Source organism: Prevotella sp. tc2-28, from assembly GCF_900107705.1.
Taxonomy (GTDB): Bacteria; Bacteroidota; Bacteroidia; order Bacteroidales; family Bacteroidaceae; genus Prevotella.
In genome coordinates, this window is record NZ_FNRE01000005.1 from 186,344 (window position 1) to 206,171 (window position 19,828).

The 19,828-nt window shown below is 47.5% G+C and carries 20 protein-coding genes; 5 read left to right on the top strand and 15 right to left on the bottom strand.

Annotated features, from left to right (window positions below; translation table 11 throughout):
- Window positions 1–17 precede the first annotated feature (17 nt).
- The 3 genes from BLU47_RS06480 to BLU47_RS06490 are packed head-to-tail and all read left to right on the top strand — an operon-like array spanning window position 18 to window position 6,422.
- Complete coding sequence (locus tag BLU47_RS06480; protein ID WP_091960060.1) at window positions 18–3,254, top strand: SusC/RagA family TonB-linked outer membrane protein; 3,237 nt, start codon at window positions 18–20, stop codon at window positions 3,252–3,254.
- A gap of 18 nt (window positions 3,255–3,272) precedes the next feature.
- Window positions 3,273–5,033 carry a SusD/RagB family nutrient-binding outer membrane lipoprotein gene (locus BLU47_RS06485; RefSeq protein WP_091960062.1) on the top strand — a complete coding sequence of 587 codons (1,761 nt, stop codon included), beginning with the start codon at window positions 3,273–3,275 and terminating at the stop codon, window positions 5,031–5,033.
- A gap of 21 nt (window positions 5,034–5,054) precedes the next feature.
- Entirely contained in the window at window positions 5,055–6,422 is a 1,368-nt protein-coding gene (locus BLU47_RS06490; RefSeq protein ID WP_091960065.1) for an IPT/TIG domain-containing protein, read from the top strand.
- 170 nt (window positions 6,423–6,592) lie between these two features.
- On the opposite strand, the gene BLU47_RS06495 is transcribed toward BLU47_RS06490, so the two are convergent.
- Window positions 6,593–9,604, bottom strand: a complete 3,012-nt coding sequence (locus tag BLU47_RS06495; RefSeq protein WP_091960067.1) for a PEP/pyruvate-binding domain-containing protein — start codon at window positions 9,602–9,604, stop codon at window positions 6,593–6,595.
- 249 nt (window positions 9,605–9,853) lie between these two features.
- Between BLU47_RS06495 and gdhA the strand changes: the two genes are divergently transcribed.
- Window positions 9,854–11,194: an NADP-specific glutamate dehydrogenase gene (gene gdhA / locus BLU47_RS06500; RefSeq protein ID WP_091960070.1), complete on the top strand. Its 1,341-nt coding sequence runs from the start codon at window positions 9,854–9,856 to the stop codon at window positions 11,192–11,194.
- Window positions 11,191–11,709 carry a septal ring lytic transglycosylase RlpA family protein gene (locus tag BLU47_RS06505; RefSeq protein WP_091960073.1) on the top strand — a complete coding sequence of 173 codons (519 nt, stop codon included), beginning with the start codon at window positions 11,191–11,193 and terminating at the stop codon, window positions 11,707–11,709. Before gdhA ends, BLU47_RS06505 begins: the two co-directional genes overlap by 4 nt.
- Here BLU47_RS06505 and BLU47_RS06510 read toward each other — a convergent pair.
- The 14 genes from BLU47_RS06510 to rplR all read right to left on the bottom strand — a co-directional run bounded on the left by BLU47_RS06510 (window position 11,675) and on the right by rplR (window position 19,814).
- On the bottom strand, window positions 11,675–12,472 hold the full coding sequence (locus BLU47_RS06510) for a hypothetical protein (protein ID WP_091960076.1): 798 nt from the start codon (window positions 12,470–12,472) through the stop codon (window positions 11,675–11,677). The two genes, BLU47_RS06505 and BLU47_RS06510, sit on opposite strands and share 35 nt — an antisense overlap.
- Before the next feature lie 164 nt (window positions 12,473–12,636).
- Window positions 12,637–13,143: a 50S ribosomal protein L17 gene (rplQ, locus tag BLU47_RS06515; protein WP_091960079.1), complete on the bottom strand. Its 507-nt coding sequence runs from the start codon at window positions 13,141–13,143 to the stop codon at window positions 12,637–12,639.
- Window positions 13,144–13,181: 38 nt separating this feature from the next.
- A complete protein-coding gene (locus BLU47_RS06520) occupies window positions 13,182–14,174 on the bottom strand; it encodes a DNA-directed RNA polymerase subunit alpha (RefSeq protein ID WP_091960082.1) in 993 nt (330 codons plus the stop codon).
- 14 nt (window positions 14,175–14,188) lie between these two features.
- A complete protein-coding gene (gene rpsD, locus BLU47_RS06525; protein ID WP_091960084.1) occupies window positions 14,189–14,797 on the bottom strand; it encodes a 30S ribosomal protein S4 in 609 nt (202 codons plus the stop codon).
- 47 nt (window positions 14,798–14,844) lie between these two features.
- Window positions 14,845–15,234, bottom strand: a complete 390-nt coding sequence (gene rpsK / locus BLU47_RS06530) for a 30S ribosomal protein S11 (protein WP_091960087.1) — start codon at window positions 15,232–15,234, stop codon at window positions 14,845–14,847.
- Window positions 15,235–15,273: 39 nt separating this feature from the next.
- A complete protein-coding gene (gene rpsM / locus BLU47_RS06535) occupies window positions 15,274–15,654 on the bottom strand; it encodes a 30S ribosomal protein S13 (RefSeq protein WP_072290413.1) in 381 nt (126 codons plus the stop codon).
- A 112-nt stretch (window positions 15,655–15,766) separates the two neighbouring features.
- On the bottom strand, window positions 15,767–15,883 hold the full coding sequence (gene rpmJ, locus BLU47_RS06540; protein ID WP_009160995.1) for a 50S ribosomal protein L36: 117 nt from the start codon (window positions 15,881–15,883) through the stop codon (window positions 15,767–15,769).
- Window positions 15,884–15,899: 16 nt separating this feature from the next.
- Window positions 15,900–16,118 carry a translation initiation factor IF-1 gene (gene infA, locus BLU47_RS06545; protein ID WP_072290412.1) on the bottom strand — a complete coding sequence of 73 codons (219 nt, stop codon included), beginning with the start codon at window positions 16,116–16,118 and terminating at the stop codon, window positions 15,900–15,902.
- 3 nt (window positions 16,119–16,121) lie between these two features.
- Window positions 16,122–16,922, bottom strand: coding sequence for a type I methionyl aminopeptidase (gene map, locus BLU47_RS06550; RefSeq protein WP_091960089.1), 801 nt, complete (start codon window positions 16,920–16,922; stop codon window positions 16,122–16,124).
- A gap of 8 nt (window positions 16,923–16,930) precedes the next feature.
- Window positions 16,931–18,274 carry a preprotein translocase subunit SecY gene (gene secY / locus BLU47_RS06555; protein WP_091960092.1) on the bottom strand — a complete coding sequence of 448 codons (1,344 nt, stop codon included), beginning with the start codon at window positions 18,272–18,274 and terminating at the stop codon, window positions 16,931–16,933.
- A 9-nt stretch (window positions 18,275–18,283) separates the two neighbouring features.
- Window positions 18,284–18,730: a 50S ribosomal protein L15 gene (gene rplO, locus BLU47_RS06560; RefSeq protein ID WP_091960094.1), complete on the bottom strand. Its 447-nt coding sequence runs from the start codon at window positions 18,728–18,730 to the stop codon at window positions 18,284–18,286.
- A 29-nt stretch (window positions 18,731–18,759) separates the two neighbouring features.
- Entirely contained in the window at window positions 18,760–18,936 is a 177-nt protein-coding gene (gene rpmD / locus BLU47_RS06565; RefSeq protein ID WP_091960097.1) for a 50S ribosomal protein L30, read from the bottom strand.
- A 14-nt stretch (window positions 18,937–18,950) separates the two neighbouring features.
- Entirely contained in the window at window positions 18,951–19,463 is a 513-nt protein-coding gene (rpsE, locus tag BLU47_RS06570) for a 30S ribosomal protein S5 (RefSeq protein WP_091960099.1), read from the bottom strand.
- A gap of 6 nt (window positions 19,464–19,469) precedes the next feature.
- Window positions 19,470–19,814 (bottom strand): 50S ribosomal protein L18, encoded by a 345-nt coding sequence (rplR, locus tag BLU47_RS06575; RefSeq protein ID WP_091960102.1) that lies wholly within the window; start codon window positions 19,812–19,814, stop codon window positions 19,470–19,472.
- Between the last annotated feature and the right edge of the window lie 14 nt (window positions 19,815–19,828).

Here is a 19,828-nt window from a genome sequence, read left to right on the forward strand (position 1 = left end):
CAATAAATAAAATCTTTATGAAACAAAACAATCGCAAAATTGCCTGTTTGGTTGCTATCGGCACACTGATGTTGCCAGCAGCCGTACTATCAGCGAAGGCTGCCCCTGCTGTCGGCGTTCAGTCTGTACAGCAGGCCGCCAAGGTGTTTGGTACAGTCACTGATGGAAAAGACCCCGTCATTGGTGCCAGCATCAGAGTCAAGAACGGAAACCAGGGAACCATTACCGACATGGATGGTAATTTCAAACTGGATGTTGCTCCGGGCACAGAACTCATCATCAGCTATGTCGGTTACAAAGACATCACGATCAAGGCTTCTGCCAACATGAACATCGTGTTAGAAGAAGAGAGCACTGCGCTTAATGAGGTAGTGGTGACAGCTCTCGGCATCAAGCGCGAGCGCAAGGCTCTGGGATATGCACTCTCAGAGGTAAAAGGTGAAGAACTGACCAAAGCGAAAGAAACAAATGTCATCAATTCACTGTCAGGTAAAGTTGCTGGTCTTGTTGTTCAGAATACTGCCGGTGGTGCCTCTGGTTCTACGCGCGTCCTGCTTCGTGGTAATACGGAGATGACAGGTAACAACCAACCTCTTTACGTCATTGACGGTGTTCCTTTGGACAACACCAATTTTGCAAATGCCGGTCAGTCTGGAGGCTATGACCTCGGTGACGGTATTTCTGCCATCAACCCTGATGATATTGAGAACATGACCGTGTTAAAGGGTCCTGCCGCCTCTGCACTTTATGGTAGCCGTGCCTCTCATGGTGTCATTCTGATTACCACCAAAAAAGCTGAGAAGGATAAAGTCAGCGTCGAGTACAATGGCTCGCTGACCTTTGACTCACAGTTGGCCAAATGGGATAATATCCAGCAGACCTATGGTATGGGATATACGGGTACTTCTATCCGTACGGCCACTTCTGGCACGAACTCCAGCTGGGGAACCAAGGCTGATGATTTCCTCGTCGAGTACTTCGACCACGAGAAACGTCCTTTCTTGATGTATCCGAACAATACCAGCGGTTTCTTCCGTACGGGTCTGACTACTCAGAACACTGCCATCTTAAGTGTCAACTCAGGTAAAACGGGCGTTCGTTTCTCTGTTACGGATATGCGCAACAAGGACATCCTGCCCAACACCCACATGAGTCGTGACAACTTCAACCTGCGTGTTACAACAGCTGCCGGACCGGTTGACCTCGACTTTACAGCCAACTATACACGTGAAGATGTGAAAAATCGTCCTGCCTTAGGCGATTCACAAAGCAACATCGGAAAGAACCTGATGTCGCTGGCCAGCACATACAACCAAGAGTGGTTGAAGCACTATCAGAATGAGGATGGCTCCTATGCCAACTGGAACGGTAACGATCAGTACAACAAGAACCCCTACTGGGACCTCTATAAGAATGAAAACACCTCAGCAAAAGATGTCTTCCGTCTGACTGCCAAGGCTATCTGGAACATCTCAGACCACTTGAAGTTACAGGGTACTATTGGTACCGACATGAACTTCATGAACTTTGAGGAGTTCATCAGCATGACCACACCAGGTAAGATGGCCGGACAACTGCAGAACCAGAAATTCAACAACCGCACACTGAATGCGGAAATTCTGGCACTCTACAACAACACATTCGGTGACTTCGACGTCAATGCCACCCTCGGCGGCAACATCTTCAAGGTCAGCAACAAGACCGATATCTTCACGGGCATGGACCAACAGATGAAGGACGTAGTGGCCATCATGAACTACGCAGAGCAGAGTATTCAACAGAACACCTACAAGAAGCAGATTAATTCTCTCTATGGCTCTGCCAGCGTAGGCTACAAGCACACATACTATCTCGAGGGGACCATTCGAGGCGACAAGTCTTCTACCTTGCCCACCTCTAATAACATCTATGTATATCCCTCTGTATCAAGTAGCATCGTTTTCTCCGAATTCATCAAGAACAAGAGCATCATCAACTATGGTAAGATACGCGCTTCCTTCGCACAGGTAGGTAGCGATACCGACCCTTACCAATTGGCACTGAACTACTCTACTGCCAAATATTCATATCCAGGCAACGTCATCGGTATGATTAACAACACGGTCATTCCTAACAAGGACTTGAAACCTACCCGTACAAACTCTTTCGAGCTCGGTTTGGAAATGAAGTTCTTCCACGGACGCCTCGGCTTAGACGTTACCTATTACAACCAGTTGTCTAAGGACCAGATTATTCGTCTGGCCACCTCTTCAACCTCTGGTTATACCTACAGCTTGGTTAATGCTGGTGAGATACAGAACAAGGGTATTGAAATCGCACTTAACGGCCGTGCGCTTCAGATTGGCGATTTTGCCTGGGATGCCGGCATCAATTTCTCCAAGAATAGGAACAAGGTCAACTCACTTGTCGACGGTATGAACTATTTTGAACTGGAGAAAGCTTCATGGTGCGGCGTCAGCGTAGGTGCTGAGGTTGGTAAAGACTACGGTTCGATTACCGGTAAGGATTTCAAGCGTACTGATGACGGCCAGTTCATCATCAACGCTTCGACAGGTCTGCCTGAGGTGGATGAAAAGACTCGCACACTCGGCAACGCCTCTTGGGACTGGACTGGTGGTTTCTATTCTACCTTTACCTATAAGAACTTCCGCCTCTCTGCCGGTTTCGACGTAAAGGTTGGTGCTGATCTCTTCTCGATGTCCATGCGTCAGGCTTACGAGAGCGGAAAGGCCAACGAAACACTTGAAGGTCGTGAAGCCTATTATCAGTCAGAGGAGAGACGCAAGCAGCTTAACCTGTCCAAAGACGAGTGGGATAGTAATATCAGAACTGCCCTTTCGGCAGAGCAAGACGCCCAGAAGCGTGTCGAAATGGGCAGACAGTATGGTTACGTGGTTCCGGGTGTCATTGACAACGGCGACGGCACCTATACACCGAACTACATTCCTGTCAACCCCGAGAACTATTGGCAGAGTGCTGCAAGAAACTGTCCTTCCTTGTTTATCTACGACAACAGCTATGTGAAGTGTCGTGAGATTACCTTCGGCTACACCTTCCCCGAGAAGTTGCTTAGCAAGCTCAAGGTAGTGAAGGACCTCAGCATCAGCTTCGTAGCTCGTAACCCGTTCATCATCTGGAAGAACATTCCCAACATTGACCCTGACTCTGGCTACAACACCTCTGGTCTTGGCCTAGAATACGGTTCACTGCCTTCACGCCGCAGCTATGGTTTCAATGTTAACGTTAAATTCTAAAAAGGAGGAGAAGAAGTTATGAATATTAAGAATATCAAGAAATATATCGTCGCTGGCATTGTTTGTCTCGGCTTGACCGCTACAACCGCCTGCAGCGACAATTATCTGGAGGAAGTGAACACCGACGACACAAAAGCAACCTCTATTGAGCCCAGCGCACAGTTGACCACAGCCTTGCTTCAAACCTATGGCGACTTCGGTTTCATGGATACCTACCGCAGTTATATTACTGGCTTTACCCAGCACTTTGCCGGTGGTTGGAACGTGAGCAACTATGCAGGCAGCGTACATGCCGACGACGATCAGATGCGCCTCGTTTGGGATCAGGTCTACTCTGTTGCTATCAAGAATATTGTCGATGCGATTGCCAACTCTGCTGACAAACCGAATATGAATGCCGTATTACGCATCCATCGCGCCTACCTGATGGCTGTTCTCACCGATATCTACGGCGACCTTCCTTGTTCTGAAGCCGGACTTGGCTTCGTCTCTGGTATTGCCACTCCCAAATATGACAAGCAGGAGGATATCTACAATTTCATCTTCGACGAGCTGGCAGCCTGTGTCGCACAATTAGGCACTGGCACCGATCGCGTAAGTGGCGATGTCACCAGTCTGAAAGGCGATATTGCCTCATGGAAACGCTATGCCAACTCACTACGTCTGCGCTATGCCATGCGTATCAGCGAAGTCAATCCCACCAAGGCCAAGGAAGAATTCGAGAAGGCGCTCAATGCTGACGGGGGCTACATTATCTCCTCTTCTGATGATGCCTACATCGTTTACACCGATGGTCCTTTCACACTCTACGACGGTTCACGCGACCTTGACTTCCGCGTCAATGCCCTTGGCGAGATTCTCTACGGACAGGATCCTACGTCTCCCACATTCGTATGTTCCACGTTCTTCAATATTATGAATGACAACAACGACCCACGTCTCTATCGCATCTGCCGTCACTATATCAACACTAAACGTGCAGAAACCAAGCCCGACCGCGAGTGGAATGTCGATGTTACCGACGAGGTTCTTGACTATCTGGATCGTACCGGTGATACAGAGCATCCTAATAACCCTGGTGCCGCTTGGTATAATGACTGGGTAAACGCTCCTGCCAATGCAGAAATTCCAACCCTCGAGAAACTTGTACAACTCTATCCTGAGGCAGGTTTCGACGGCAGCAACTACCCTGCCCGTATGATGCGTCCTTTCCTCAACATCGACTTTGAAATGCCTGACCGTCCCGGCACTCTGATCAACTCTGCAGAGGTCCAATTCCTCTTGGCTGAGGCTAAGTTGAATGGATGGAATGTCAACGGCACGGTAGAAGATCACTTCAAGGCAGGTGTAGAAGCTTCCATCCAATGGTTGAATGATCACTACCTGCAGGCTGCCGAGAAGATTGGTCATGCGGAGGTAGAGGCCTTCGTCAACGGACTCGTTGCCGGTATGCTGGCTGACAATGCCAAGGAGGCCATCAACACACAAGCATGGATTCTTCACATGATGAACCCGTCAGAGGCTTGGGCTAACCTGCGCCGTTCTGACTATCCTGTGCTGATGGACCGCACAAAACTGGCCAAGTTTGACTTCACTTACGACGACAACAACCTGAACACTCCTACCCGCCTGCGCTATCCTATTCTGGAGAACCAGTACAACCACAATAACTATAATGAGGCTATCGAGCGCATCGGTTCGAAGAATGATAAAGGCGAGTATGTTGACGACTGGCACAAGCGTCTCTGGTGGGACGTGGCAGATATCCATGTTAAATAAATATTTTGAGGAGAAAGAATTATGATTACCAAGAATATGCTGAAATATATTACCGCTTGTTTTGTCTGCTGCGGACTGTCTGCTGCACTGACAAGCTGCTCCAGCGATGAGGATCCGTACTTCACAGCAAGTGAAGACGATATGCCCCGCATCATCAATACCGACATGCCTGAAGGCAAGGGGGGAGAACCTGCCACCCTTCCCGGCATTGAGCGCACCACCAACTTTACCAGTGAGGTGATTGTCACACCTGCTCACTATACTACCGTAACCTGGTACATCGATGACGAGCTGGTGGCTGAAGGTCTGAAAATCGACGTTCCCGTACTGGCTGGCGACCATATCGTGAAGGTCGTGGCCACGACCACAAAGGGATTGTCCACCTTCCGCCTCTTCAAACTCTCCGTACGTCCTGCTGCCGGTGACCCAGAATTAGCCAGCGACGGCCGTTCACGTTGGCTCACCATTGGTACGACAAAAACCATCGACTGTACAAATGCAAGCAACGTCACCAAGGTATTCATTGGCAAGACTGAGGCTAGCAATGTATCCTACGCTAACGGAAAGCTGACCTTCACCATTCCTGCTATGGAAGAGGGAGAATACCCAGTAAGCATTGAGGTAGATGGTGCCCGCTATGGTTGCGGCATGTTTACTGTCAGCAAAGATGAGTATGTTGACCCTGGCATCAAGGAGACGGTAATCTGGGAAGGTGATGTTGACATCAACTGGGGTGCTTCTAACGTTCTCATCTCTCCAGATGTTATGTCTCAAGTTCCTGTTGGTGCAACAGTACGTCTTGTTTACCAATTAGTTGATATGCCCGACGGCTACCATGCCATGCGAATCACAACTAACTGGTGGGGCGACAATCCTGAGGATCAGGTGATTCCTCAGTTTGACCTGACAGAAGAAACACCTAACCCCTTCGAGTTTGTCTATACCGAAGAAAATAAGGCTATCGTAGACAACCGTGACGGTATGCTGATTGTGGGTTATGGATATAAACTGACCAAAGTGGTCATTGTCGAGGGTGTAGCACCTGCTGAGACGACCCTGTGGGAGGGTGATAGCGACATTAACTGGGGTGCATCTAATGTTCTCATCTCTCCAGAGACCATGGCGGAAGTACCTGTTGGTGCTACAGTAAGCCTATATTATCAAATCATTGATATGCCCGACGGCTACCATGCTATGCGAATCACGACCAACTGGTGGGGCGACAATCCCGAGGATCAGGTGGTTCCCCAGTTTGACCTGACAGACGAAACGCCTAATCCTTTCGAGTTTACCTATACCGAAGACAACAAGGCTATCGTAGACACTCGTGATGGTATGCTGATTGTAGGCTATGGATATAAACTGACCAAGGTTACGTATAAAAATTAGGTGTATATTAGTTAGTAGTTTTAATATTTGATGAGATACTCCGAGAGTAACAAAAATTACTTTCGGAGTATTTTAATTTCTATTCGGAGTAATTGGAATTAGAACAAAGTGAACCTAACGCTTTGCCGCTCGCACTGTTCTTTGTCTGTCTTGGCGTACTCGCTGGAGCATCATACGCCTGCTTCGGATGGCAGCAGCACCACACCATGCTGCTTCTTGCCGTCCATCATAATTTTCAGCGGACGCTCGAAACGCACATGGCGCACATACTCAGTTTCCTCGACGGCAGGCATACTGTCGAGGATTTCCTTTTGCAGTACGCCATCGCCGGTGTAGGTATTAACGGTGAAGTAACCGACACCGAAAGAGGTGAGGTTCTGGAAGAAGTGGGTACCCTGCGATGGGTCTACATGATAGTTCTTCAGACCTGCCTCAACGATAACTCGGGCAGCGGAGATATGGGGCCACTTGACTGGAATGCCCAGCCAATAGTCGCTAGAGCCCCAGCGGCCCGGACCTATCAGGACATAGTTTTTATCCTCTGCCAGGAAACGACGGTTAATCTGCTCTATCTGGTCGGCAATGATGAGGTTGTTAGCTGCAGTGAAGTCATCGTCAGTCTTAACGTAGACCACATCGACCACATCCTCAGAGATGCCATGTCCCAACGAGTTGTGAGAGCGAAGCAGACACTGAGAGTCGGGAATAGCAGCCAGGTCTTCATCAAGGACCTGTTTGGAGTCGACAATAGGACGTATCTGAAGCAAATAGAAGTCGCCAGTCGTATTATTGCCTGATCCTTGCAGGTTGCAAGCGAACTCTATCTCTACAGGACGACGCATCTCCTCTGAACCATATTTCTGCGATAGTTGCAAAATCTCAGGCAATGGAAAAACGCCATGCTGCAAGACGCCAGAGAAGGAGATTACCTTACGGCCTCCCTCATAAATACCATCACGGATAATCTGGTCATTGGGGTCGTAGGTTGAAGCAATGCCTTGCAGCGATTGGTCCTTGTCAGCCTCCTTCACACGCAAGTTCAGAATGTTAAAGCCATCGTCTACTTTGAAGTCGTCGCCCACATGCGACATGTCAAGTGCATAGAAACGGGTCTGAGTTTCCTTGAGAGCAGTATCCATTTCAGAAGTTTGCAGCACCTGATGGGGATGATAGGGCGACACACGAAGTGTCTGGCCACCGTCAACAATATATTTTCCTAAACCTAAGGCCAGAGATGCAATGCCCTCTTCAGCCAGTTCGTCGCCAATGGGATAGTAGTTGAGCGAACGGAGCACGCCTGAGAACGTGGGATAGAAACGGGTGCCATGCTGCTGACCAACGACCTCCTGAAGGATAACAGCCATTTTCTCTTGGTCGATGACATTCGATGTAGCGGTCATATAGGCCTTCGAGTCCTTATAGTAGACTGAGGCATAGACGCCCTTGATGGCACATGCCAACATGCGCAGCATCTCGTATTTATCCTCTAGATAGGGAATCATATAGGTAGAGTAGATACCTGCAAAGGGTTGGTAGTGGGAGTCTTCAAGCAAGGAAGAACTGCGCACGGCAATAGGCGACTTGACAGCATCAAAGAATGTAAAGAAGTCGGCTATCAGCGCATCGGGCAACTGCGCACGCATAAAGTGTTGCAAGATTTCCTCATCGGGGGCATCACTCAGCGCTATGGTCCACAAGTTATTGTTATCCATGAACTCGTCGAAGAAATCGGTACACAGCACCACGGTCTTTGGTATCTGCACGGTGGCATTGCCAAACTGGTTGAGCTCAGGATGCCGCTTGATGATGTTGTCAAGGAATGCCAAGCCACGTCCTTTGCCACCTAGTGAGCCATCACCGATACGCGCAAAGTGGGCATAACGGTCGAACTTCAAACGATCGAAGACAGCTACAACACCAATGTTCTTCATGCGACGGTACTGCACGATGGCATCGAAGATGATCTGTCGGTGGGCATCCACATCCTGCAGTTTATGCCATGTAACGGTCTTCAGGAACTGGCTGACAGGGAAGATGGCACGGGCACAGAGCCAGCGACTCATATGATTGCGGGACACGTGGTACTGGAAAGAGTCTGCGGGAATATTGAAGATATTGTCCTGCAACTCTTTCAGCGTTGCGATGCGGAACACCTCTTCGTGTGTTTTAGGGTCGCGGAAGACAAAGTCACCAAAACCCATATGCTCCTCTATCATCTGGCGCAGGTCAACATTGAACTTCTTCGAGTTCTTATCCAGAAAATCAAAACCTTCGGCCCATGCTTTATCACGATTGGCTATCTCCGAACTCTCAAGGATTAACGGCACGTACTCATCGCGCTGACGTATCTCACGCAACAGTTTCAGACCAGCCTCGGCATCGCCCTCCTCCACGTGCGCCAAACGCCCATTCACACCCTTCATCGGGAAACGTGTGTCACTGATGACACCCAACACGTTGTCATGATACATCTCATACCAATGGATCGCTTCTTCGTACGTTGTAGCCAGCACAACCTTGGGGCGACCACGCTTACGCTGGGCCGCAGCATGGGGATTCAGTGCCTCCGTAGAGAAGTTCTTCGACTGTGCAAGGATATAGTTGTATAGGTTAGGCAACACCGACGAATAGAATCGGATGTTATCCTCCACAAGCAGTATCATCTGCACACCGGCCTCTTTGATGTCGTGCTCAATGTTCATCTGGTCCTCTATCAGCTTGATAATGCTGAGAATGAGGTTGGTATTGCCTAACCAGCAGAACACGTAGTCGAAGATGGTCATGTCTTCATGCTCTATGCGTTTCGTGATACCGTGCGAGAATGGCGTCAGCACAACACAAGGGACATATGGTGCCATATGCTTCACGTCACGGGCTACGGCAAAGGCATCGTTGTCGGCATTACCGGGCATACAAATTACCAGGTCGATATCCGTAGTCGACAACACATGGCTCGCCTCCTCGGTGGTCGACACCTGCGTGAACGTGGGTGGATAACGCATACCCAGCTCCATGTACTCGTCAAAGATTTTCTCGTCAACTCGTCCATCGTCTTCCAGCATGAAGGCATCATAGGGATTGGCTACTATCAGTACGTTGAAGATACGTCGCGTCATCAGGTTAACGAACGATACATCCTTGAGGAAGAAGTTATTGAACTCCTGGGGTATGTTTGCACTCATATTTTCGGTCTTTAGGTTGGCAAAGGTACTACATTTTTTGAGAAATCATATCAGAAACACAAAAAAATGCTACCATTAATAATCACAGTTGCAACTATTAATTCTAGCAATTATAACTATTAAAACTTACAAATGTAACTATTAGAGCAAAAATTTTCTTAAAAAACTATTGTCATTCCAAAGAAAAAGCCTATATTTGCATTGTCATTATGACAAAATGACAATAACAGAACTATAAATAACAATACTATGAACGTAGAAAAAATTATGCAGGGCCTGGAACAGAAACATCCAGGTGAGGCAGAATACCTGCAGGCAGTCAGAGAAGTGTTAATCTCTATTGAGGATGTGTATAACCAGCATCCTGAGTTTGAAAAAGCCAAGATTATCGAGCGTTTGGTGGAGCCTGAACGCATCACAACGTTCCGTGTACCCTGGGTTGATGACAAAGGCGAGGTTCAAGTGAACATCGGCTACCGCGTACAGTTCAACTCGGCCATCGGTCCGTATAAGGGTGGCTTGCGTTTCCACCCCTCTGTGAATCTCAGCATTCTTAAATTCCTCGGTTTCGAACAAACTTTCAAGAACGCACTGACAACATTGCCCATGGGAGGAGGTAAGGGTGGTTCCGACTTTGCCCCACGTGGAAAGAGCGATGCTGAAATTATGCGTTTCTGTCAAGCCTTTATGTGCGAATTATATAAGGTGATAGGTCCTGATATGGACGTTCCTGCAGGAGATATCGGCGTGGGAGGTCGTGAGATAGGCTACCTGTTCGGTATGTACAAAAAGTTGACCTCACAGTTCCACGGCGCAACACTCACCGGCAAGGGATTGGAATGGGGCGGTAGCATATTGCGCCCGGAGGCAACGGGATATGGCGCACTGTATTTCGTCCACCACATGATGGAAACCCACGGATTGGACATCAAGGGTAAGACAGTAGCGCTGTCTGGATTTGGTAATGTGGCTTGGGGAGCCGCCAAGAAAGCTACTGAGTTGGGGGCTAAGGTCATTACTATCTCAGGACCCGACGGATACATTTATGACCCTGTCGGACTGGATGCTGAGAAGATTGACTATCTGCTAGAACTGCGCGCTTCAGGAAACGACATTTGTCAGCCATATGCAGAGGAGTTCGATGGAGCCACCTTCTATGCCAATAAGAAGCCATGGGAGCAGAAGGCTGATATCTATCTGCCTTGTGCAACACAGAACGAATTGAATGGTGCTGACGCCGACATGATACTGGCTCACAAGCCGCTATGCGTTGCTGAAGTAAGCAACATGGGATGCACCGCAGAGGCCGTTGACAAGTTCATTGCTGCAGGTCAGTTGTTCGCCCCAGGAAAAGCAGTTAATGCTGGTGGTGTGGCTACGAGCGGTCTCGAAATGACACAAAACTCAATGCGAATGGGATGGACAGCAGAGGAGGTAGACCAGCGCCTGCATCAGATTATGTCGGGTATCCACGAGCAATGTGTTAAATACGGCAAGCAAGCTGATGGCTATGTGAACTACGTCAAAGGAGCCAACGTGGCTGGCTTCATGAAGGTAGCCAAGGCAATGCTGGCACAGGGCATTGTATGATAGTAATACACAAGATAGCTTTAATAGCATCATTATTGACATTATGCTTTACCCCGTTGAACGGCCAAATCGTTCAACGAGGTAAAGCGACTTTTTATTCTAAAAAAGCTACAGGTTCAAGAACGGCCAATGGCGAACGTCTGCATCACGATAGCTTGACATGTGCACACCGCACTTACCCATTCGGCACCATGCTGCGTGTATACAACCCGGCAAACGGAAAGAGTGTGATAGTCAGGGTAACCGATCGCGGTCCTTTTGTCCGCGGGCGCATCATCGACTTATCGTGGCGGGCTGCCAAGGAGTTGGACATTATAACAGCAGGAGTAGCCATGGTCATCGTCCATAAACTCGACACCTTTGTCGTACCATTCAAACCGACTGAAGAGATAGAATTGCCTAACATGGAGCTAGAAACCAACGACGGTGCACCAGCCCTCGTTCCATTCTGGAAAGAGATGAAGGAGAACCAACAAAAGTCTAATTCCGCTGCGTCGGCAAAGAGAACTCCTTAATCTGCGAGGTGATTTCCTTGTCGCCTTGCGTCACCTCAACACGTATTATAACCTCACCATTCTTTAATTTCTTGTCTGCCAGAATGGTGGCGGTATAACGCACGCCACTATTGGGTGCAATGCTCTCAATATGCAGATTGGGCGAAATATGAATATGCTTGTTGCCTGTGACATCCATCACTGTTGGCTGAACATCGTATAAAGGCAACGATGAACGATTCATAATTTCGAACGTGATACGACACTCCTCTCCTGCACGCAGGATCCCATCGTGGTCAGCATCGATGATACGGGCATTACGAATCTCTATCAACGAATTATACTTAACGCTATAGCCTGACTCTACCGGTCTGGTAGTTGGGTCGTAGGTGCGAGGTTCTGCTGCAGTATAGCTTCCTTTCCCGTCGCGTGGTCCCGGAGCATCAAAACTGATACGATCGTCTCCCCTACCCGAAGCGTCAAAGCCACTATCATCATACTGTCGCTGATGACGATATCGCTCCTGCTCCTCCTGATAGGCCTCGTACTTACGCTGTTCCTGCCGGTCTGCTGCAGAACCTATAGCAGCACCGACAACGGCTCCTCCTGCCATACCGACAATTGTACCAACATCATGACCACGCCAACCACCAGAGATACCTCCAATGGCAGAACCAAGGATGGAGCCAAAGGCTGCACCAGTAGCAGCTCCTTCGCCGGTATATGTCCCGCAACTGCTTAGCATAAGAACACAACTCGTCAATATGAACAACACCTTTCTCATTGTCTTTTCTATTTAAAGTTTCACGATGCAAAGATAAACAATAAGGAACATACATCATGAGGATTTTCCCGAAAAAACAAAAGGGAAATCCCTATTTTGAAAATAAAAGAAATGGGGCGTTGTTGGAAACAACACCCCATCTTATTCAGATTTCAATCGAAATATTACTCTGCCTTTGCTTCCTCTGCGGCGGGAGCCTCAGCTTTAGGAGCCTCCTCAACAGGAGCCTCGGCAACAGGTGCTTCAGCCTTTGGAGCGGCCTTACGTGAACGGCGAGTCTTCTTCTCTGCCTTAGGAGTCTTCAGCATATTCTCGTCGAAATCAACAAGCTCGATAAATGCCACATCAGCAGCATCACCCTGACGGGTACCCAGCTTAATGATACGAGTATAACCACCGGGGCGGTCACCTACCTTTTGAGCTACAGCACCGAAGAGTTCCTTCAGGGCTTCTTTGTTCTGCAGGTAGCTGAATACTACACGACGGCTATTGGTGCTATCGTCCTTGGCTCGCGTAATCAGCGGCTCAACATATTTCTTAAGTGCCTTTGCCTTGGCAAGAGTCGTAGTGATTCTTTTGTGCATGATCAGCGAAATGGCCATGTTGGCAAGCATAGCACGGCGGTGATCAGCAGTACGGCTCAAATGATTGAATTTCTTTCCGTGTCTCATTTTTCGTTTTTTTCTTTAAGAGGACTATTTTAGGAATATTATTCCTTGTCCAGTTTATACTTTGAAATATCGGTTCCAAACGACAGATTCAGACTCTCGAGCAAATCATCAAGCTCAGTGAGCGATTTCTTACCGAAGTTACGGAACTTGAGAAGATCCGTCTTATTGTACTGTACGAGGTCACCTAAAGTCTCAACATCAGCAGCTTTCAGACAATTAAGTGCACGAACAGAGAGGTTCATGTCAACTAACTTGGTCTTCAGCAACTGACGCATGTGCAATACTTCCTCATCAAACTCCTGATTGCCTTCAACATCAGTGGTTTCCAGCGTAATCTTCTCATCAGAGAAGAGCATGAAGTGATAGATAAGGATTTTGGCAGCCTCTTTCAGTGCGTCCTTCGGGTGTATGGAACCATCCGTTGTCACTTCCAACACGAGCTTATCATAGTCGGTTTTCTGCTCGACACGATACGGCTCAACGCTGTACTTGACATTACGGATTGGGGTGTAGATTGAGTCTATAGCTATCACATTAACATCGGTGCAGAACTCGCGATTTTCATCTGCGGGAACATATCCGCGGCCTTTGTTGATAGTAAGGTCAATCTGCATCGAAGCCTTGGAATCTAAATGACAAATCACCAAATCGGGATTTAACACTTCAAATCCAGTCAGATACTTGCCTAAATCACCGGCTTTAAACTCGGTAGAATTCTCGACAGTGATAGAGACTTTCTCATTCTCGAATTCTTCCACTACTTGCTTGAACCGAACTTGCTTCAGGTTCAAGATAATGTTGGTTACATCTTCTTTGACACCAGGTACTGATGAGAACTCATGCTCTACACCGGCAATGCGCACGGTATTGATTGCATAACCCTCGAGCGATGAAAGAAGAATGCGGCGCAGGGCATTACCAATGGTAACGCCGAAACCAGGCTCAAGAGGACGAAATTCGAACTTGCCGAACTTGTCTGTAGCCTCCAACATTACGACTTTATCAGGTTTTTGAAATGCTAATATCGCCATTAATTTAAATGATTTTAGTTCTTAGAGTACAATTCAACGATTGACTGTTCCTTAATGTTCTCAGGGATGTCAGCGCGCTCCGGCATATGCAGGAACTTACCGCTCTTGGTCTGCTCGTCCCACTCAATCCAAGGATACTTGCTGTGGTTGAAACCTGCAAGTGCAGCCTCGATAACCTCGAGTGACTTAGCCTTCTCACGAACACCGACAATCTGACCAGGCTTTACCTGATAAGAAGGAATGTTAACTACCTGACCGTCAACAACAATGTGCTTATGGCCTACAAGCTGACGAGCTGCTGCACGCGTAGGTGCAAGACCCAAACGATAAACTACGTTGTCCAGACGACTCTCGAGTAACTGAAGCAGCACCTCACCGGTGATACCCTCAGCCTTAGCTGCCTTCTCGAACATGTTACGGAACTGGCGCTCAAGAACACCATAAGTGTACTTGGCTTTCTGCTTCTCTGCCAACATGACAGCATACTCCGACTGCTTGCGGCGACGGTTGTTGCCATGCTGTCCCGGGGGGAAGTTCCTGCGGGACAAAACTTTGTCCGGGCCGAAGATGGCTTCTCCAAATCGGCGGGCAATTTTTGATTTCGGTCCAATATATCTTGCCATAATTTAAAATATAATTTTCAAATGTAAATTATCAAATTTCAATTCGCTTATACGCGACGACGCTTCGGAGGACGACAGCCATTGTGTGGCAGCGGTGTAACGTCAACAATCTCTATAACTTCGATACCAGCAGTATGGCAGGCACGGATAGCAGACTCACGTCCATTACCGGGACCTTTTACATAAGCCTTTACCTTGCGAAGACCAAGATCGAAAGCGACCTTAGCGCAGTCTTCGGCAGCCATCTGAGCAGCATACGGTGTATTCTTCTTAGAACCACGGAAGCCCATCTTACCTGCTGAAGACCAAGAAATAACTTGACCCTCGTCGTTAGCGAGTGAAACGATAATATTATTGAAAGAACTATGAACGTGAAGCTGACCGATGGCGGTTACTTTCACATTTCTCTTCTTAGAAGTGACTGTTTTCTTTGCCATAACTTTAAACTTTAAACTTTAATCGTTAAACTTTAAACTTTACTTCGTGGCCTTCTTCTTGTTAGCAACAGTCTTCTTCTTACCCTTACGTGTACGAGCATTGTTTTTGGTGCTCTGACCACGAACAGGCAGACCGTTACGATGACGGACTCCACGATAGCAACCAATATCCATCAGTCGCTTGATGTTCAACTGAATCTCACTACGGAGATCACCTTCTACCTTAAATTCAGCGCCGATGATTTCACGGATCTTGGCTGCCTGGTCGTCACTCCATTCGTTGACTTTCAGGTCGCGGCTCACGCCGGCCTTGTCCAAAATCTTTGCTGAACTACTTCGACCAATACCATAGATATAGGTCAATGCGATTTCGCCACGCTTCTCTTGGGGCAAATCTACTCCAACAATTCTTATTGCCATTTGTTAAACTAAAAAATAATAATGTTAAAATTCGAATTTTTGCTAAAAAGCATGCAAAGGTACGCAGAATTTCTGATATTCCGCTACCCTTTTATGCTTATTTAACATAAATTTAACCCTGACGCATCTTATACTTAGGGTTCTTCTTGTTGATAACGAACAGACGACCCTTGCGACGTACAATCTTGCAATCGGGGGTGCGCTTCTTCAATGATGCTCTTGTCTTCATTTTATTGGTCTCCTAATTATTTGTATCTAAATACAATTCGTCCTTTTGTCAAGTCGTAGGGGCTCATCTCGACCTTTACCTTATCACCTGGCAGAATCTTGATATAGTGCATACGCATCTTCCCAGAAATGTGGGCAATGATGGGTACTCCATTCTCTAATTCTACACGGAACATAGCATTAGATAATGCCTCTACGATAGTTCCATCTTGTTCTATAGCGCCTTGCTTTGCCATAATTTAATATAGTTTTCCTTCTATGCGTTCAACTTCTTCAAACGAAGACAATATCTCTGCCTTTCCCTTGCGAACAGCTATGGTGTGTTCAAAATGAGCTGCAGGTTTGCCGTCTCGTGTACATATACTCCAACGATCAGGCATCAATCCTATCTCACGACTTCCCATAGTAATCATCGGCTCGATGGCAATGCACATGTTAGCTTTCAACATAACACCGTTTCCACGTCGGCCGTAGTTCGGAACTGGTGGGTCTTCATGCATATCATGACCAATGCCATGACCAGTCAATTCACGCACAACACCATAACCGTGAGCTTCACAATGTTTTTGTACTGCACTGCTTATGTCGCCCACATGATGACCAGCAACTGCCTGTTCAATTCCCTTATAAAGCGATTCTTTCGTGACACGAAGCAATTCTTTCATTTCTGCACTAACCTCACCTACACAGAACGTATAGCATGAGTCACCACAAAAACCGTTAAGCAATGTTCCGCAGTCAACAGAGATGATATCACCTTCTTTAAGAACAGTCTCTGCTCGAGGGACTCCATGAACGACAACCTCATTCACTGAGGTGCAGATGCTGGCAGGGAACGGCCCTCCATATGGATTGGGGAAACCCTTGAAAGTAGGAATTGCTCCATTGTCACGAATAAACTCGTCGGCAATCTTATCCAACTGGAGGGTCGTCACACCAGGCTTGATATTCTTTGCTAATTCGCCAAGGGTCTTCCCAACAAGTTGGTTGGCCTGGCGCATCAGTTCAATTTCGTCTTCAGTCTTCAGAAATATCTTCATACTGTGACTTAGTAGGCACTCACACCGCCACGTCCATGTATGCGACCTGAATTGAGCAAGCCGTCATAATGACGCATGAGCAGGTGACTCTCAATCTGCTGGAGTGTATCGAGGACAACACCGACCAGAATCAACAGCGATGTACCGCCGAAGAACTGAGAAAATGCATCCTGGACGTTCAACAATCCTGCCAAGGCTGGCATAATTGCGATGAAAGCAATGAACAGCGAACCAGGCAGTGTGATGCGTGACATCACAGTGTCAATGAAGTCAGCTGTCGGCTTGCCAGGTTTAATACCTGGAATAAAACCGTTGTTGCGTTTCATGTCCTCAGCCATCTGAGTGGGATTAAGAGTGATCGCAGTATAAAAATAGGTGAATGCGATAATCAGGAATGCAAAGATGATATTGTACGTCCAGCTATGATGATCTAACATAGAACGAACAAACCAGTTTGCGTTCTCAGGAGCTGCATACTGTACGAATGCCAAAGGGATGAACATCAATGCCTGAGCAAAGATGATAGGCATCACGTTAGCAGCAAACAACTTCAGAGGAATATACTGACGAGCACCGCCATACTGCTGATTTCCTACAAGACGCTTTGCATACTGTACAGGTACCTTGCGGACACCCTGTACCAAAACGATAGCTGCACAAACAACTGCATAGAGGATGATAATCTCAACCAGGAACATAACAAGACCACCACCGGTAATAGCCGTAAAGCGTGATGATACTTCCTGAATGAACGCCTGAGGAAGACGTGCGATAATACCGATCATAATGATCAGCGAGATACCATTTCCTATGCCCTTATCCGTAATGCGCTCTCCAAGCCAAAGGATGAACATACTGCCGGCTGCAAGGATAATAGTGGCGGGGAATACAAATACCGTCCAACTGATACCAGAAGCCAAGGCAGCACCGGCCTGCATCTTCAGATTGATGAGGTAACTCGGTGCCTGGAACAGCAGGATAGCTACTGTCAGGTACCGAGTATAAGTCATTATCTTCTTGCGGCCACTCTCTCCCTCACGCTGCATCTTCTGGAAATAAGGTACAGCGACAGCAAGGAGTTGCATAACGATAGAAGCAGAGATGTAAGGCATGATTCCAAGCGCAAAGATGGATGCGTTGGAGAATGCGCCACCGGAGAACATATCAAGCAGTGACATGAGACCACCAGCAGTCTGTGACTGCAGTTTGTCCAATAAGGCCGGATTGATACCTGGAAGCACAACAAATGAACCGAAACGGTAAATTGCTACAAACAGGACCGTAATCAGGATGCGCTGACGCAGATCCTCAATCTTCCAAATGTTCTTCAGTGTCTCTATTAACTTCTTCATTGTCGTTTATTAGATAATTGTTGCGTTTCCACCAACTGCCTTGATAGCTTCCTCGGCAGTCTTAGAGAATGCATTTGCTTCAACGTCTACTTTTGCTTTCAACTCACCATTACCAAGAACCTTGACCAGTTCTTTGCCATTGGTCAGACCTGCTGCAACCAACTCTGCAATACCGATCTTGGTGAGGTTCTTCTCCTCAGCCAGCTTCTGAAGTGTTGAGATGTTAACAGCAAAGTACTCCTTGTGGTTAATATTCTTGAAACCAGACTTCGGAACACGACGCTGCAATGGCATCTGACCACCCTCGAAACCAATCTTCTTCTTGTAACCTGAGCGAGCCTTGGCACCCTTGTGACCACGAGTAGAGGTTCCACCGAGACCAGAGCCTGGTCCGCGGCCAATTCTACGACGTGAATGTGTAGAGCCCTCAGCTGGTTTTAAAGTATGTAGTTTCATAATCGTATCTTTTTAAAATTGTAATTTAATTAGTCGATAACTTCCACCAAGTGGTGAACCTTACGAATCATACCGCGGATAACAGGACTGTCCTCCTTCTCTACAACCTGAGAGATCTTGTGAAGTCCCAGTGCCTCGAGGGTGCGTTTCTGATCTACGGGATAACCGATCTTGCTCTTAATCTGCTTAATCTTAATTGTTGCCATAGTTCGTTTCTCCTTTATCCTCTAAATACTTTTTCCATACTGATTCCACGTGTACCTGCAACGGTATAGGCATCGCGCATCTGGCTCAGAGCCTCGATGGTTGCCTTAACCAGGTTGTGGGGGTTAGAAGAACCCTTTGACTTAGCAAGCACGTCCTTCACACCAACGCTCTCAAGTACAGCACGCATAGCACCACCAGCCACAAGACCAGTACCGGCTGCAGCGGGCTTAAGGAACACCTGAGCGCCACCGAAGCGTGCTTCCATCTCATGAGGAATGGTACCCTTGAGCACGGGAACCTTTACCAGATTCTTCTTAGCTGCCTCAACACCTTTTGCGATGGCGGCAGTAACTTCACCTGCCTTGCCAAGTCCCCAGCCAATGATACCGTTGCCGTCACCGACAACGACGATTGCTGCGAATGTAAAGGTGCGACCACCCTTTGTTACCTTTGTAACACGGTTGATGGCAACCAGTCTGTCTTTCAACTCTACGTCGCTATTTATCTTAACTTTGTTCATTGCCATAATCGTTTAAAATTTAAGTCCACCTTTACGTGCTGCATCAGCCAATGACTTAACACGGCCGTGGTAGAGATAACCATTACGGTCGAAGACAACGGCTGTAACACCAGCCTCAATAGCCTTCTTGGCTACCATCTCACCAACCTTCTCTGCCTGTTCAGTCTTAGGCATGGTCTCAAGACCCAGTGATGATGCAGATGCAAGAGTTTTACCCTCCAAATCGTTAATCACCTGAACGTAGATCTGCTTGTTAGAACGGAACACGCTCATACGGGGACGCTCGGCAGTACCGAATACGTTCTTACGAATTCTGTATTTAATCTTAATTCGTCTTTCAATCTTCTTTGTTGTCATAATTCTTCAGTTTT